13 protein-coding genes, 5 tRNA genes and 1 other RNA gene are annotated in these 13,790 nt (G+C 52.3%); 12 read left to right on the forward strand and 7 right to left on the reverse strand.

The annotated features are described in order from the left end of the window. The first annotated feature begins 73 nt into the window (after window positions 1–73). The 11 genes from tolB (at window position 74) to pnuC (ending at window position 5,607) form a co-directional block, all read left to right on the forward strand. Window positions 74–1,366: a Tol-Pal system beta propeller repeat protein TolB gene (tolB, locus tag OGY37_RS13500; RefSeq protein ID WP_003022981.1), complete on the forward strand. Its 1,293-nt coding sequence runs from the start codon at window positions 74–76 to the stop codon at window positions 1,364–1,366. Between the two features lie 34 nt (window positions 1,367–1,400). Further along, complete coding sequence (gene pal / locus OGY37_RS13505) at window positions 1,401–1,919, forward strand: peptidoglycan-associated lipoprotein Pal (protein ID WP_003022983.1); 519 nt, start codon at window positions 1,401–1,403, stop codon at window positions 1,917–1,919. 9 nt (window positions 1,920–1,928) lie between these two features. Further along, window positions 1,929–2,720 (forward strand): cell division protein CpoB, encoded by a 792-nt coding sequence (gene cpoB, locus OGY37_RS13510; RefSeq protein ID WP_003831441.1) that lies wholly within the window; start codon window positions 1,929–1,931, stop codon window positions 2,718–2,720. Between the two features lie 165 nt (window positions 2,721–2,885). Continuing rightward, window positions 2,886–2,961: transfer RNA gene (locus OGY37_RS13515), tRNA-Lys, on the forward strand. A 36-nt stretch (window positions 2,962–2,997) separates the two neighbouring features. Further along, window positions 2,998–3,073 (forward strand) — tRNA-Val (locus tag OGY37_RS13520). A gap of 3 nt (window positions 3,074–3,076) precedes the next feature. Next, window positions 3,077–3,152: transfer RNA gene (locus OGY37_RS13525), tRNA-Lys, on the forward strand. Window positions 3,153–3,197: 45 nt separating this feature from the next. Beyond that, window positions 3,198–3,273, forward strand: a tRNA-Lys gene (locus OGY37_RS13530). 32 nt (window positions 3,274–3,305) lie between these two features. Continuing rightward, window positions 3,306–3,381: transfer RNA gene (locus OGY37_RS13535), tRNA-Lys, on the forward strand. Window positions 3,382–3,403: 22 nt separating this feature from the next. After that, window positions 3,404–3,536: non-coding RNA, RtT sRNA (locus OGY37_RS13540), on the forward strand. Between the two features lie 281 nt (window positions 3,537–3,817). Then, the gene (gene nadA, locus OGY37_RS13545) at window positions 3,818–4,861 is read left to right on the forward strand and encodes a quinolinate synthase NadA (RefSeq protein WP_149281364.1); all 1,044 of its coding nucleotides are present in this window, start codon (window positions 3,818–3,820) and stop codon (window positions 4,859–4,861) included. 26 nt (window positions 4,862–4,887) lie between these two features. Further along, window positions 4,888–5,607, forward strand: coding sequence for a nicotinamide riboside transporter PnuC (pnuC, locus tag OGY37_RS13550; protein WP_191233155.1), 720 nt, complete (start codon window positions 4,888–4,890; stop codon window positions 5,605–5,607). Here pnuC and zitB read toward each other — a convergent pair. Both zitB and OGY37_RS13560 read right to left on the reverse strand, forming a co-directional pair. Continuing rightward, entirely contained in the window at window positions 5,604–6,545 is a 942-nt protein-coding gene (gene zitB, locus OGY37_RS13555) for a CDF family zinc transporter ZitB (protein WP_063940679.1), read from the reverse strand. The genes pnuC and zitB overlap by 4 nt on opposite strands. Window positions 6,546–6,658: 113 nt before the next feature. Next, window positions 6,659–7,033: a YbgS-like family protein gene (locus OGY37_RS13560; RefSeq protein WP_003022994.1), complete on the reverse strand. Its 375-nt coding sequence runs from the start codon at window positions 7,031–7,033 to the stop codon at window positions 6,659–6,661. Window positions 7,034–7,350: 317 nt separating this feature from the next. Between OGY37_RS13560 and aroG the strand changes: the two genes are divergently transcribed. Further along, on the forward strand, window positions 7,351–8,403 hold the full coding sequence (gene aroG, locus OGY37_RS13565; protein ID WP_003831449.1) for a 3-deoxy-7-phosphoheptulonate synthase AroG: 1,053 nt from the start codon (window positions 7,351–7,353) through the stop codon (window positions 8,401–8,403). Between the two features lie 108 nt (window positions 8,404–8,511). On the opposite strand, the gene gpmA is transcribed toward aroG, so the two are convergent. The 5 genes from gpmA to galE form a co-directional block, all read right to left on the reverse strand. Further along, a complete protein-coding gene (gene gpmA, locus OGY37_RS13570; protein ID WP_003022999.1) occupies window positions 8,512–9,264 on the reverse strand; it encodes a 2,3-diphosphoglycerate-dependent phosphoglycerate mutase in 753 nt (250 codons plus the stop codon). A gap of 232 nt (window positions 9,265–9,496) precedes the next feature. Further along, window positions 9,497–10,537, reverse strand: coding sequence for a galactose-1-epimerase (galM, locus tag OGY37_RS13575; protein ID WP_126318791.1), 1,041 nt, complete (start codon window positions 10,535–10,537; stop codon window positions 9,497–9,499). Beyond that, entirely contained in the window at window positions 10,531–11,679 is a 1,149-nt protein-coding gene (gene galK, locus OGY37_RS13580; protein ID WP_126318789.1) for a galactokinase, read from the reverse strand. The genes galM and galK overlap by 7 nt, the downstream gene beginning before the upstream one ends. A gap of 3 nt (window positions 11,680–11,682) precedes the next feature. Continuing rightward, a complete protein-coding gene (gene galT, locus OGY37_RS13585; RefSeq protein WP_286620993.1) occupies window positions 11,683–12,729 on the reverse strand; it encodes a galactose-1-phosphate uridylyltransferase in 1,047 nt (348 codons plus the stop codon). A gap of 9 nt (window positions 12,730–12,738) precedes the next feature. Beyond that, window positions 12,739–13,755: a UDP-glucose 4-epimerase GalE gene (galE, locus tag OGY37_RS13590; RefSeq protein ID WP_286620995.1), complete on the reverse strand. Its 1,017-nt coding sequence runs from the start codon at window positions 13,753–13,755 to the stop codon at window positions 12,739–12,741. Window positions 13,756–13,790: the final 35 nt, after the last annotated feature.

Consider the following 13,790-nt stretch of genomic DNA (forward strand, 5'->3'; position numbering starts at 1 on the left):
AGTTTTGTGTATTTGAGTTTGTTAACATTCTGCTAAATTATCGTGGGCTTTCCGTCCAGATAAGGGAGATATGATGAAGCAGGCATTACGAGTAGCATTTGGTTTTCTGATGCTGTGGGCAGCGGTGCTGCACGCAGAAGTACGTATCGAGATCACCCAGGGGGTGGACTCGGCGCGCCCGATTGGTGTTGTCCCCTTCCAGTGGGCAGGACCGGGTGCTGCACCTGAAGATATCGGTGGTATCGTAGGTGCTGACCTGCGTAACAGCGGTAAATTTAACCCGTTAGACCGTTCTCGTCTGCCTCAGCAGCCCGGTACCGCGCAGGAAGTTCAACCTGCCGCTTGGTCTGCGCTGGGCATTGATGCCGTAGTCGTCGGCCAGGTTACGCCGAACCCGGATGGTTCTTACAGCGTTGCCTATCAGCTGGTTGACACCGGTGGCGCACCGGGTACCGTACTGGCACAGAACACCTATAAAGTGAACAAGCAGTGGCTGCGTTACGCGGGCCATACTGCAAGTGACGAAGTGTTTGAAAAACTGACCGGCATTAAAGGTGCATTCCGTACCCGTATCGCTTATGTTGTTCAGACCAACGGTGGTCAGTTCCCGTACGAATTACGTGTGTCCGACTACGATGGTTACAACCAGTTCGTGGTACACCGTTCTCCGCAGCCGCTGATGTCTCCGGCGTGGTCACCGGACGGTTCAAAACTGGCGTACGTTACCTTCGAAAGCGGTCGTTCTGCGCTGGTTATTCAGACACTGTCTAACGGCGCGGTTCGTCAGGTAGCCTCGTTCCCACGTCACAACGGTGCGCCTGCGTTTTCTCCGGATGGCAGCAAACTGGCGTTTGCCCTGTCTAAAACCGGTAGCCTGAACCTGTATGTCATGGACATTGGTTCCGGTCAGATCCGTCAGGTGACGGATGGTCGTAGCAACAACACGGAACCTACCTGGTTCCCGGACAGCCAAAACCTGGCCTTTACGTCTGACCAGGCCGGTCGTCCGCAGGTTTATAAAGTTAACGTCAACGGCGGTGCTCCGCAGCGCATTACCTGGGAAGGTTCGCAAAACCAGGATGCGGATGTGAGCAGCGACGGTAAATTTATGGTAATGGTAAGCTCGGCCAACGGTCAGCAGCACATTGCCAAACAAGATCTGGTAGCGGGTGGCGTACAAGTTCTGTCGTCAACGTTCCTGGACGAAACGCCAAGTCTGGCACCTAACGGCACTATGGTAATCTACAGCTCTTCTCAGGGGATGGGATCCGTGCTGAATTTGGTTTCTACAGATGGGCGTTTCAAAGCGCGTCTTCCGGCAACTGATGGACAGGTTAAATTCCCTGCCTGGTCGCCGTATCTGTGATAATAAATAATTGATTAATAAAGGAATCATTGAAATGCAACTGAACAAAGTGCTGAAAGGGCTGATGATTGCTCTGCCTGTTATGGCTATTGCAGCGTGTTCTTCTAACAAGAACGCCAGCAATGACGGCAGCGAAGGCATGCTGGGTGCCGGCACTGGTATGGATGCAAACGGCAGCGGCAACATGTCTTCTGAAGAGCAAGCGCGTCTTCAGATGCAACAGCTGCAGCAGAACAACATCGTTTACTTCGATCTGGACAAGTACGATATCCGTTCTGACTTCGCTGCAATGCTGGATGCTCACGCTAACTTCCTGCGTAGCAACCCGTCTTACAAAGTCACCGTAGAAGGTCATGCGGACGAACGTGGTACTCCTGAGTACAACATCTCCCTGGGTGAGCGTCGTGCGAACGCCGTTAAGATGTACCTGCAGGGTAAAGGCGTTTCTGCTGACCAGATCTCCATCGTTTCTTACGGTAAAGAAAAACCTGCAGTACTGGGTCATGACGAAGCGGCTTACGCCAAAAACCGTCGCGCCGTACTGGTTTACTAAGAGAATTGCATGAGCAGTAACTTCAGACATCATCTGTTGAGTCTGTCGTTACTGGTTGGCATAGCGGCCCCCTGGGCCGCTTTTGCACAGGCGCCAATCAGTAGTGTCGGCTCTGGCTCGGTCGAAGACCGTGTCACTCAACTCGAGCGTATTTCTAACGCTCACAGTCAGCTTTTAACCCAACTCCAGCAACAACTCTCCGATAATCAGTCCGATATTGATTCCCTGCGCGGTCAAATTCAGGAAAATCAGTATCAACTGAATCAGGTTGTTGAACGCCAGAAGCAGATATTGCTGCAGATGAATAATCTTGGCAGCGGTAGTGCACCTGCGGCGCAATCAGCGGGCGGCGATCAGAGTGGGGCAGCAGCAACCCCTGCACCTGATGCGGGTGCAGCGGCAGCGTCAGGTGCTCCGGTACAAACTGGCGATGCGAATACCGATTACAATGCGGCCATTGCTCTGGTGCAGGATAAATCCCGCCAGGATGACGCGATTGAAGCATTTCAGAACTTCATTAAAAAGTACCCAGACTCAACTTACCTGCCAAATGCGAATTACTGGCTGGGTCAGTTGAATTACAACAAGGGGAAAAAAGATGATGCAGCGTTCTATTTTGCTTCTGTAGTCAAAAACTTCCCTAAATCACCAAAGGCTGCAGACGCGATGTATAAAGTCGGTGTCATCATGCAGGACAAAGGTGATAAAGAGAAAGCGAAAGCCGTTTATCAGCAGGTTATCACTAAATACCCTGGCACTGATGGCGCGAAACAAGCGCAAAAACGCCTTGGCGCGATGTAATGAACACCATGCGACCAGAAATCGTGTTAATTCTGGTCGCGTCGTGTGATTCCTAAGCAGTTGGGTTATTTACATCGAAATTTTTGTTGCGCTAAAATCTGAAATCAGTAATATATGCCGCCGTTGCCAAGGGATATCAAACAGCCCGAAAGCGGCAAAAAAAGTGGGTCGTTAGCTCAGTTGGTAGAGCAGTTGACTTTTAATCAATTGGTCGCAGGTTCGAATCCTGCACGACCCACCACTAACTTAGTTAGTAAGTAGTATCCAGCGCAGTATCGGGTGATTAGCTCAGCTGGGAGAGCACCTCCCTTACAAGGAGGGGGTCGGCGGTTCGATCCCGTCATCACCCACCACTCGGGGCGTTAGCTCAGTTGGTAGAGCAGTTGACTTTTAATCAATTGGTCGCAGGTTCGAATCCTGCACGCCCCACCAATTTATTGGTGGTACCGAGTAAAAATTTTCAGGTTATACCCGAGCGGGTCGTTAGCTCAGTTGGTAGAGCAGTTGACTTTTAATCAATTGGTCGCAGGTTCGAATCCTGCACGACCCACCATCCTGAAAGTATAAAGAAGTAAACCCCATAAGGGGGCGTTAGCTCAGTTGGTAGAGCAGTTGACTTTTAATCAATTGGTCGCAGGTTCGAATCCTGCACGCCCCACCAGTGTAAAAAGGCGCCCTAAAGGCGCCTTTTTGCTATGTGCAGAATTAACGATTCGAACCTGCAGCAGGTTCGGGTCTCACGTAGTGAGACAACGGAGCCGTTTACGGCGACGGCCCGGAGGGCGAGCAAAGCGAGTCATCCTGCACGCCCCACCAGTGTAAAAAGGCGCCCTAAAGGCGCCTTTTTGCTATCTGCGATTTATAAGGTTCGAACCTGCTTGCCTGATGCGCTTCGCTTATCAGTCCTACAGACGACACTATTCACGTAGGCCGGATAAGACGTCAGTCGCCTTCCGGCATTCATCACACGCAATTATTGTGACTTTCTTACGCCAATCCGCTATCTTGTTTAGCATATAAAACAAATCTAACCGAATACGGCGTGCGTCACGCTTTTAATCGGTTATTTCGTTAAGCCAGTAAAACGAGAAAGCAAGATGAGCGTGATGTTTGATCCAGAAGCAGCAATTTATCCGTTTCCGCCGAAGCCAGCCCCGCTGAGTGTGGATGAAAAGCAATTTTATCGTGAAAAAATCAAGCGCCTGCTGAAAGAGCGTGATGCCGTTATGGTCGCGCACTATTACACCGATCCCGAAATTCAGCAGTTGGCCGAAGAGACCGGTGGTTGTATTTCTGATTCTCTGGAGATGGCGCGTTTCGGCTCAAAGCATTCTGCCTCTACGCTGTTGGTTGCAGGCGTGAGGTTTATGGGGGAAACCGCCAAAATCCTCAGCCCGGAAAAGACCATCCTGATGCCGACCCTACAGGCGGAATGCTCATTAGATCTGGGCTGTCCGATTGATGCGTTCAGCGCGTTTTGCGATGCGCATCCGGATCGTACCGTGGTGGTTTACGCCAATACCTCAGCCGCCGTTAAAGCACGTGCGGACTGGGTCGTCACATCCAGTATCGCGGTAGAACTTATTGAGCATCTTGATAGTTTAGGTGAAAAAATCATCTGGGCTCCGGACAGACATCTGGGCAACTACGTACAAAAACAGACCGGTGCAGACGTTCTTTGTTGGCAGGGGGCCTGTATCGTCCACGACGAATTTAAAACTCAGGCTTTAACACGCATGAAGGGGCTTTACCCTGATGCTGCGGTGTTGGTGCACCCGGAGTCCCCCCAGTCTATCGTTGATATGGCCGATGCGGTTGGCTCAACCAGCCAGTTAATCAACGCAGCTAAATCGTTACCACATCAACAGCTGATTGTGGCGACTGACCGGGGCATTTTTTACAAAATGCAGCAGGCTGTTCCGGATAAAGAGTTACTCGAAGCGCCGACGGCTGGTGAGGGGGCAACCTGTCGCAGCTGTGCGCATTGTCCGTGGATGGCGATGAACGGCCTCAAGGCGATTGCTGAGGGCCTGGAACAAGGCGGAGCGGCTCATGAGATACATGTTGATGCTGGGCTGCGAGAAGGGGCGTTGTTGCCGTTAAACCGCATGTTGGAATTTGCGGCTACACTTCGAGCTTAATTAATATTTTTGCTCTGGGGGAAAAGATGGACTTTTTTAGCACGCAGAACATTCTGGTACATATTCCGATTGGCGCTGGCGGTTACGATCTGTCTTGGATCGAAGCTGTGGGGACGATCGCCGGGTTGCTGTGTATTGGCCTGGCGAGCCTTGAGAAAATCAGCAATTACTTCTTCGGCCTGATAAACGTCACGCTGTTTGCGATTATCTTCTTTCAGATCCAGCTCTATGCAAGCCTGTTGCTGCAAGTTTTCTTTTTTGCCGCCAACATCTACGGCTGGTATGCCTGGTCCAGGCAAACCAGCCAGCATGAAGCGGAACTGAAAATTCGCTGGCTGCCGTTACCAAAAGCGATCGGCTGGCTGGCGGCTTGCGTGGTGGCGATCGGCCTGATGTCGGTCTATATCGATCCGGTCTTTGCGTTCCTGACCCGCATTGCGGTGAACATTATGCAGGCATTGGGATTACAGGTTGTTGTGCCTGAGTTGCAACCCGATGCATTCCCATTCTGGGACTCCTGCATGATGGTGTTGTCGATTGCGGCGATGATCCTGATGACGCGTAAGTACGTTGAAAACTGGCTGCTGTGGGTGATCATTAACGTAATAAGCGTAGTGATTTTCGCCCTGCAAGGCGTATATGCCATGTCGCTGGAGTATGTGATCCTGACTGTTATCGCCCTGAACGGTAGCAGGATGTGGATTAACAGCGCGCGTGAGCGGGGGTCCCACGCGCTGTCCCATTAATGGTGATGGTGTGAATGGCCGGATACCCCCTGATACAGGTGGCAGTCCGGCCCATTACACGGCTGATACTCCATCTGGATCGTGGCGTGTTCAATCTGGTAGTGATGGATAAGAAAGTGCTGAATACGCTCCAGCAGCGCGTCGTGATCGTGCGGCGGAACCACCTGCACATGCAGCGTCATTACCGGTTTTTCACCCACCATCCAGACATGGACATGGTGTACATTGCGGACTTCAGGGATATCCCGGCTGAGATGGCGCTGCAGTGCGGCGATATCCAGCGTCAGCGGGGCGCCTTCCAGTAATTCATTAACGCTATCCTTTAACAGTCGCCAGGCGCTACGCAGTACCAGCACGGAAACCAGAATCGAGAGAATCGGGTCTGCAGGCGTCCAGCCCGTCCAGATAATAATCAGCGCAGCGATGATCGCCCCGACCGAGCCGAGTAAATCGCCCATCACATGCAGTGCCGCGGCGCGGACGTTCAGGTTTTTCTCCTCACTGCCGCGGTGTAGAACCCAAAAAGCCAGCACGTTGGCCAGTAAACCCGCGACAGCTATAACCATCATCATGCCGCCAGCCACGGGGCGGGGCGTATGGAAACGCTCAATGGCTTCCCAGACGATTAAAATGGTGATCACGACCAATGCGATGGCATTAACAAACGCGGCCAGTGTCGTGAGCCTCAGCCAGCCGAAGGTGTGTCGTATTGTGGGCGGGCGCTGGGAAAACCGGACGGCCAGCAGCGCAAAAAGGAGCGCTGCGGCATCAGTGAGCATATGCCCGGCATCGGCCAACAAGGCCAGTGAACCTGAAAGTAATCCACCCACCACTTCAACCAACATAAATCCGGCTGTAATGCAGAATGCAAACATCAAGCGGCGGGCATTATTGTCCTTGGGTTGCTCAGAAGAAGTATGAGTATGCGAGTGCGCCATTATGCCATCCCTTTGTTATTCTCATCTTTACTGTATGCCATCATACCGTTTTTGGGATGATAAAATTAAAAAGGAGAGCTATTGCTCTCCCATTATTAGCTTTATTTTCAGCGTTACTGCGTAGTGCCATCAGTTTTTGTCTCAGCATCATTGTTAATGCCGTTTCCGGTCTCAACCTTCTTATTCACATCAGGGCAGCGACCGTCCTTACACATGGTGTTTTTGTGCATCTCGTCTTTGGTCATCCCTTCATGGTTCATTGATGAACCGTTCGGGTGCAGCATTGTGCCACCCGAATTCACGTTACTGTTGTCGACATTATTTGGTGCCACGTTTTCGCGTGCGTCTGGGGCGACCTGACCGGCATCCGCCGAGGAATTTGCCTGGCCGTTATTGGACTGCGTGTTGGTTTCAGCTGCCAGCGCCGCGCCGCTGGCGAGGCTGAGTGTAGCGGTAAGAAAGAGTGAAGCCAGCTTTGTCATATGCATAATATGCTCCTGTTATGGTCGATATGTCGGATAACGTCTTCCAACAGTGCATGTGCCAGTTACATCATCAATATGTGGTTAATAGTTTTGCCAGAGAAATTAAACCCAGCATAGAATCTTGAAGTTTATGAAAATTAAAGCTGTTACAGTTATAAATTGTAGGTTGGATCTCGTTTTTCGCTACTTTATTGCGTTTTTTTGGCCAATTCCAGGATTAATCCGTCCAAAGTGTAAAACCCCGTTTACACTTTATGACTGAAGATATAGATTGGAGGGATTGCATTCATTTATATAAGTATGGCAACGCTGGAATAATCATGAATTATCAGAACGACGATTTACGCATTAAAGAGATCAACGAGTTATTACCGCCAGTCGCATTGTTGGAAAAATTCCCCGCTACTGAAAATGCCGCAAACACGGTGGCTCATGCCCGTAAAGCGATCCATAAAATCCTGAAAGGGAGTGACGATCGCCTGCTGGTAGTGATTGGGCCGTGCTCAATTCATGATCCGGCAGCAGCCAAAGAGTATGCCGCTCGCCTGCTGGCGCTGCGTGAAGAGTTAAAAGGCGAGCTTGAAATCGTTATGCGCGTCTATTTTGAAAAACCGCGAACCACCGTCGGCTGGAAAGGGCTTATCAACGATCCGCACATGGACAACAGCTTCCAGATCAACGATGGGTTGCGCATTGCGCGTAAACTGCTGCTGGATATCAATGACAGCGGATTGCCTGCTGCGGGTGAATTCCTCGATATGATCACCCCGCAATACCTCGCCGATCTGATGAGCTGGGGCGCGATTGGGGCACGTACCACTGAATCTCAGGTGCACCGTGAGTTGGCGTCTGGTCTGTCCTGCCCGGTTGGCTTTAAAAACGGTACTGATGGCACGATAAAAGTAGCGATTGATGCGATTAACGCTGCAGGAGCGCCGCACTGCTTCCTGTCTGTGACCAAATGGGGCCATTCGGCGATCGTGAATACCAGTGGTAATGGCGATTGCCATATTATTTTGCGCGGCGGCAAAGAGCCGAACTACAGCGCTCAGCACGTTGCCGACGTGAAAGAAGGTCTGATCAAAGCAGGGCTTTCAGCGCAGGTGATGATCGACTTTAGCCATGCCAACTCCAGCAAGCAGTTCAAAAAGCAGATGGATGTCGCGAAAGATGTTTGCGGACAAGTTGCTGGGGGCGAAAAAGCAATTATTGGCGTGATGATCGAAAGCCATCTGGTAGAAGGTAATCAGAACCCGGATAGCGGTGAGCCGCTGACCTACGGTAAAAGTATCACTGACGCCTGCATTGGCTGGGAAGATACCGATGCGGTGTTGCGCCAGCTGGCGGATGCAGTAAAAGCGCGACGCGGTTAAAAAATTCATCCGGGCTACGCTCGGTAGGCCGGATAAGGCAACGCCGTCATCCGGCAATAAAAAAGCGTGGAGCATTCCACGCTTTTTTCGTTTGACCCGGGATGAAAATTACTTCGCTTTACCCTGGTTCGCAACGGCTGCCGCTTTTGCTGCGATCTCGTCAGCGTTACCCAGATAGTAGTGTTTGATTGGTTTGAAGTTTTCGTCGAACTCATATACCAGCGGTACGCCGGTCGGGATGTTCAGTTCAAGGATCTCATCTTCGCCCATGTTATCCAGGTATTTAACCAGCGCACGCAGAGAGTTACCGTGAGCGGCGATAATTACGCGCTCACCACTTTTCATACGTGGCAGAATGGTTTCGTTCCAGTAGGGGATAACGCGATCGATGGTCAGCGCCAGGCTTTCGGTAACCGGTAACTCTTTGTCGGTCAACTTCGCATAACGCGGATCGTGACCTGGATAACGCTCGTCATCTTTGGTCAGCTCCGGTGGTGTTACCGCAAAGCCGCGACGCCATTGCTTAACCTGCTCGTCACCGTATTTTTCAGCGGTTTCAGCTTTGTTCAGACCCTGCAGCGCGCCGTAATGACGTTCGTTCAGTTTCCAGGATTTTTCAACCGGCAGCCAGGCCTGATCCAGTTCGTCCAGTACGTTCCACAGGGTGTGGATGGCACGTTTCAGCACAGAGGTATAAGCAAAATCGAAGCTGTAGCCTTCTTCTTTCAGCAGTTTACCTGCCGCTTTTGCTTCGCCCACGCCTTTCTCTGACAGATCAACGTCATACCAACCGGTAAAACGGTTTTCGTTGTTCCACTGACTTTCACCGTGACGTACCAGAACCAGCTTAGTTACAGCCATACACTCACTCCTATAAATCATATTGAATGATAATAATTCTCATTATATTGCCGTAAAGCGTCAGCGGCAATGCTTACGCATAACCATAGCGAAAATAGCGCCACAGTGTAAGGTTCTTGTGAATTCAAGGTTGCGATTTTGTCTTTGAGTGGTGGGGATTTGAGCGGTTCTACTGTGATAAACAAATAACAGGCCCGCTACGTTACGTCATCGGGCCTGTGAGGGGAAAGGATCAGACTGGAATAAACTGATATTCCGTCACGCTGGCATATTCTTCGCCCGGACGCAGGAAGCAGTCCGGCTGCTGCCACTCAGGATGATTTGGGCTGTCCGGGAGAAACTCACTTTCCAGCGCCAGACCTTGCCAGTCTTCGTAGGCGTCTGGTCCGCGAGATGGTGTACCGCCGAGGAAGTTGCCGGAGTAAAACTGCAATGCCGGGGCGGAGGTGTATACCACCATCTGCAGTTTTTCATCCTGGGACCACAGTCGAGCGACCGGCGTACGCGCATTGCCCTGTGCCTGAAGCAGGAAGGCGTGATCGTAACCTTTTACCTTGCGCTGATCGTCATCGGCAAGAAATTCACTGCTGATGATTTTAGGCGTGCGGAAATCGAAACTGCTACCAGCGACGGATTTCAGCCCGTCATGCGGGATGCCCATTTCATCAACCGGCAAGTACTCGTCTGCCATAATTTGCAGCTTATGCTGGCGCACATCTGTTTTGTCACCATCGAGGTTAAAATAAACGTGATTCGTCAGATTCACCGGACAGGGCTTATCGACCGTGGCGCGGTAGGTTATCGAAATACGATTATCGTCAGTCAGGCGATACTGCGCGGTGGCGCATAGATGGCCAGGGAAACCCTGGTCGCCATCGTCAGATGTTAAGGCGAACAGCACCTGACGGTCATTCTGATTGACTATCTGCCAGCGACGTTTGTCGAAACCGTCTGGCCCGCCATGCAGCTGGTTTTCACCCTGACTTGGTATTAATTCAACGGTTTCGCCGGCAAAGGTATAGCGGCTGTTGGCGATACGGTTGGCGTAGCGACCAATCGAAGCCCCCAGAAATGCAGCCTGCTCCGGGTATTGTTCCGGACTGGCGCACCCGAGCAATGCTTCGCGCACGCTGCCATCGCTAAGCGGAATACGTGCAGAGAGCAGTGTCGCGCCCCAGTCCATGAGTGTGACGACCATCCCTGCGTCATTGCGCAGGGTGAGCAGGCGAAACGGCTGACCGTCCGGAGCCTGCACCGGGATTTCGTTTAACATTGTCCTGCTCCTTGTGAAGGTTTGCAGACGTAGAATGTTTCTTTGATACCGGTTTTCGCTTCGTATTGTTCCGCGACGGCCTGCTGTACGGCAGGAACCAAATCTTGCGGGATCAGCGCCACGATGCAGCCGCCGAAGCCGCCACCGGTCATACGGACACCGCCTTTATCGCCAATGGTCGCTTTGACAATCTCTACCAGCGTATCAATTTGCGGCACGGTAATTTCAAAGTCATCGCGCATGGAGGCGTGAGATTCCTCCATCAATTGACCCATACGCAGCAGGTCGCCTTTTTCCAGCGCCTGCGCGGCTTCAACGGTACGCGCATTTTCCGTGATCACGTGGCGAACGCGTTTGGCGACAATCGGATCCAGCTCGTGGGCGACGGCGTTAAACGCTTCAAGGCTGACATCACGCAGCGCTGGCTGTTGGAAGAAGCGCGCGCCGGTTTCACACTGTTCGCGACGGGTGTTGTATTCGCTACCGACCAATGTGCGTTTAAAGTTACTGTTGATGATCACCACCGCGACGCCCTCAGGCATGGAAACGGCTTTGGTGCCCAGCGTTCGGCAGTCGATCAGTAGCGCATGATCTTTCTTACCAAGTGCCGAGATCAACTGATCCATAATGCCGCAGTTACAGCCGACAAACTGGTTTTCAGCTTCCTGACCATTCAGGGCAATTTGCGCGCCGTCGAGCGGCAGATGATAGAGCTGCTGGAATACCGTACCAACAGCGACTTCCAGCGAGGCAGAAGAACTTAAGCCCGCACCCTGCGGGACATTACCGCTGATCACCAGATCAGCACCGCCAAAGGCGTTATTGCGCTTTTGCAGATGTTTCACTACGCCACGCACGTAGTTTGACCACTGTTGGCTGTCATGAGCGATAATCGGCGCATCAAGCGAGAACTCATCAACCTGATTCTCGTAATCAGCGGCGATCACACGGACTTTTCGATCGTCGCGTGCCGCACAGCTGATAACGGTTTGATAGTCGATAGCGCAGGGCAGAACGAAGCCGTCGTTATAATCGGTATGTTCACCGATCAGGTTCACACGACCCGGTGCCTGAATAGTATGGGTGGCAGGGTAGCCAAATGTTTCAGCAAACAGAGATTGTGTTTTTTCTTTCAGACTCATTATTTAAACTCCGGATTCGCGAAAATGGATGTCGCTGACCGCACGCAGTCGTTCAGCTGCTTGTTCGGCCGTCAGGTCGCGCTGGGTTTCTGCCAGCATTTCGTATCCGACCATAAATTTACGCACGGTCGCGGAACGCAGCAGCGGCGGATAAAAGTGTGCATGCAACTGCCAGTGTTGGTTTTCTTCACCGTTGAACGGTGCGCCGTGCCAGCCCATGGAATAGGGGAATGAGCACTGGAACAGGTTGTCATAACGACTGGTCAGTTTTTTCAACGCCAGCGCCAGGTCAGCACGCTGTTCGTCGGTCAAATCGGTAATACGCAGCACATGCGCTTTCGGCAGCAGCAGCGTTTCGAACGGCCACGCGGCCCAGTAAGGTACAACCGCCAGCCAGTGCTCGGTTTCAACGACCGTACGGCTGCCATCCGCCAGTTCTCGCTGGACGTAATCAACGAGCATCGGCGCGCCTTGTTCGGCGAAGTACGCTTTCTGCAGGCGATCTTCACGTTCGGCTTCGTTAGGCAAAAAGCTGTTGGCCCAAATTTGTCCGTGTGGGTGCGGGTTCGAGCACCCCATCGCTGCGCCTTTATTCTCAAATACCTGCACCCAAGGGTAGGTTTTCCCTAAGTCTTCGGTCTGTTCCTGCCACGTTTTTACGATTTCTGTCAGTGCAGGGACGCTGAGTTCCGGCAACGTTTTGCTGTGATCGGGTGAGAAGCAAATCACACGGCTGGTACCGCGTGCGCTCTGGCAGCGCATCAACGGATCGTGACTGTCCGGTGCGTCCGGGGTATCGGACATCAGCGCCGCAAAGTCATTGGTAAAGACATAGGTCCCGGTGTAATCCGGGTTTTTGTCGCCGGTAACTCGCGTATTGCTAGCGCACAGGAAGCAGTCCGGGTCATGTGCAGGCAGTACCTGCTTAGACGGAGTTTCCTGCGCCCCTTGCCACGGGCGTTTGGCGCGATGCGGTGAGACGAGGATCCACTGCCCGGTGAGCGGGTTAAAACGGCGATGTGGATGATCGACAGGATTGAATTGCGTCATGATTGGTCCTTAATCCGAATATCCCTGCGGGTGGCGTGACTGCCAGTGCCAGGTATCTTGTGCCATTTCATCCAGTGTGCGGGTCACGCGCCAGTTGAGCTCGCGATCGGCTTTGCTGGCATCAGCCCAGTAGGCAGGAAGATCGCCATCACGGCGCGGGGCGAAATGGTAATTAACCGGTTTACCACAGGCTTTGCTGAAGGCGTTGACCACGTCCAGCACGCTGCTGCCGATGCCTGCACCGAGGTTATAAATATGCACACCCTGTTTGCCTGCCAATTTTTCCATGGCGGCAACGTGGCCGTCGGCGAGATCCATCACGTGGATATAGTCGCGTACGCCGGTGCCATCTTCAGTAGGGTAGTCATTGCCAAATATGGCAAGAGACTCGCGGCGGCCAACGGCTACCTGCGCGATGTAAGGCATCAGGTTGTTTGGAATACCTTGCGGATCTTCCCCCATATCTCCCGATGGATGAGCACCAACCGGGTTAAAGTAGCGCAGCAGGGCAATACTCCAGTCGGGCTGGGCTTTTTGCAGATCGGTCAGGATTTGTTCCACCATCAGCTTGCTTTTGCCGTACGGACTCTGCGGCGTGCCGGTGGGGAAGCTTTCAACGTAAGGAATTTGCGGCTGATCGCCATAGACGGTCGCGGAGGAGCTGAAAATGAAGTTTTTCACGTTAGCAGCGCGCATTGCATTCACCAGACGCAGAGTGCCGTTGACGTTGTTGTCATAGTACTCCAGCGGCTTGGCAACGGATTCTCCAACGGCTTTTAAACCGGCAAAATGGATGACCGTATCAATGGCATGATCGTGCAGAATTTCGGTTATCAGCGCTTCGTTACGGATGTCTCCTTCCACGAAGGTCGGATGCTTGTCGCCTAAACGCTCAATGACGGGCAGTACGCTGCGCTTGCTGTTGCAGAGATTGTCCAGGATCACCACTTCGTGACCGTTTTTCAGCAACTGCACGCAAGTGTGGCTTCCAATGTAACCGCTACCACCTGTAACCAATACTCTCATAATTCGCTCCGTTAAGCCTATGGTATGCAATAACC

This window comes from Citrobacter sp. Cpo030 (assembly GCF_030333005.1).
GTDB lineage: Bacteria > Pseudomonadota > Gammaproteobacteria > Enterobacterales > Enterobacteriaceae > Citrobacter > Citrobacter portucalensis.

Excerpts from the sequence above, each read along its gene's own strand:
- tolB (WP_003022981.1), top strand. The coding sequence starts at position 74 with ATGAAGCAGGCATTACGAGTAGCATTTGGTTTTCTGATGCTGTGGGCA.
- pal (WP_003022983.1), top strand. The coding sequence starts at position 1,401 with ATGCAACTGAACAAAGTGCTGAAAGGGCTGATGATTGCTCTGCCTGTT.
- cpoB (WP_003831441.1), top strand. The coding sequence starts at position 1,929 with ATGAGCAGTAACTTCAGACATCATCTGTTGAGTCTGTCGTTACTGGTT.
- nadA (WP_149281364.1), top strand. The coding sequence starts at position 3,818 with ATGAGCGTGATGTTTGATCCAGAAGCAGCAATTTATCCGTTTCCGCCG.
- pnuC (WP_191233155.1), top strand. The coding sequence starts at position 4,888 with ATGGACTTTTTTAGCACGCAGAACATTCTGGTACATATTCCGATTGGC.
- zitB (WP_063940679.1), bottom strand. The coding sequence starts at position 6,545 with ATGGCGCACTCGCATACTCATACTTCTTCTGAGCAACCCAAGGACAAT.
- OGY37_RS13560 (WP_003022994.1), bottom strand. The coding sequence starts at position 7,033 with ATGCATATGACAAAGCTGGCTTCACTCTTTCTTACCGCTACACTCAGC.
- aroG (WP_003831449.1), top strand. The coding sequence starts at position 7,351 with ATGAATTATCAGAACGACGATTTACGCATTAAAGAGATCAACGAGTTA.
- gpmA (WP_003022999.1), bottom strand. The coding sequence starts at position 9,264 with ATGGCTGTAACTAAGCTGGTTCTGGTACGTCACGGTGAAAGTCAGTGG.
- galM (WP_126318791.1), bottom strand. The coding sequence starts at position 10,537 with ATGTTAAACGAAATCCCGGTGCAGGCTCCGGACGGTCAGCCGTTTCGC.
- galK (WP_126318789.1), bottom strand. The coding sequence starts at position 11,679 with ATGAGTCTGAAAGAAAAAACACAATCTCTGTTTGCTGAAACATTTGGC.
- galT (WP_286620993.1), bottom strand. The coding sequence starts at position 12,729 with ATGACGCAATTCAATCCTGTCGATCATCCACATCGCCGTTTTAACCCG.
- galE (WP_286620995.1), bottom strand. The coding sequence starts at position 13,755 with ATGAGAGTATTGGTTACAGGTGGTAGCGGTTACATTGGAAGCCACACT.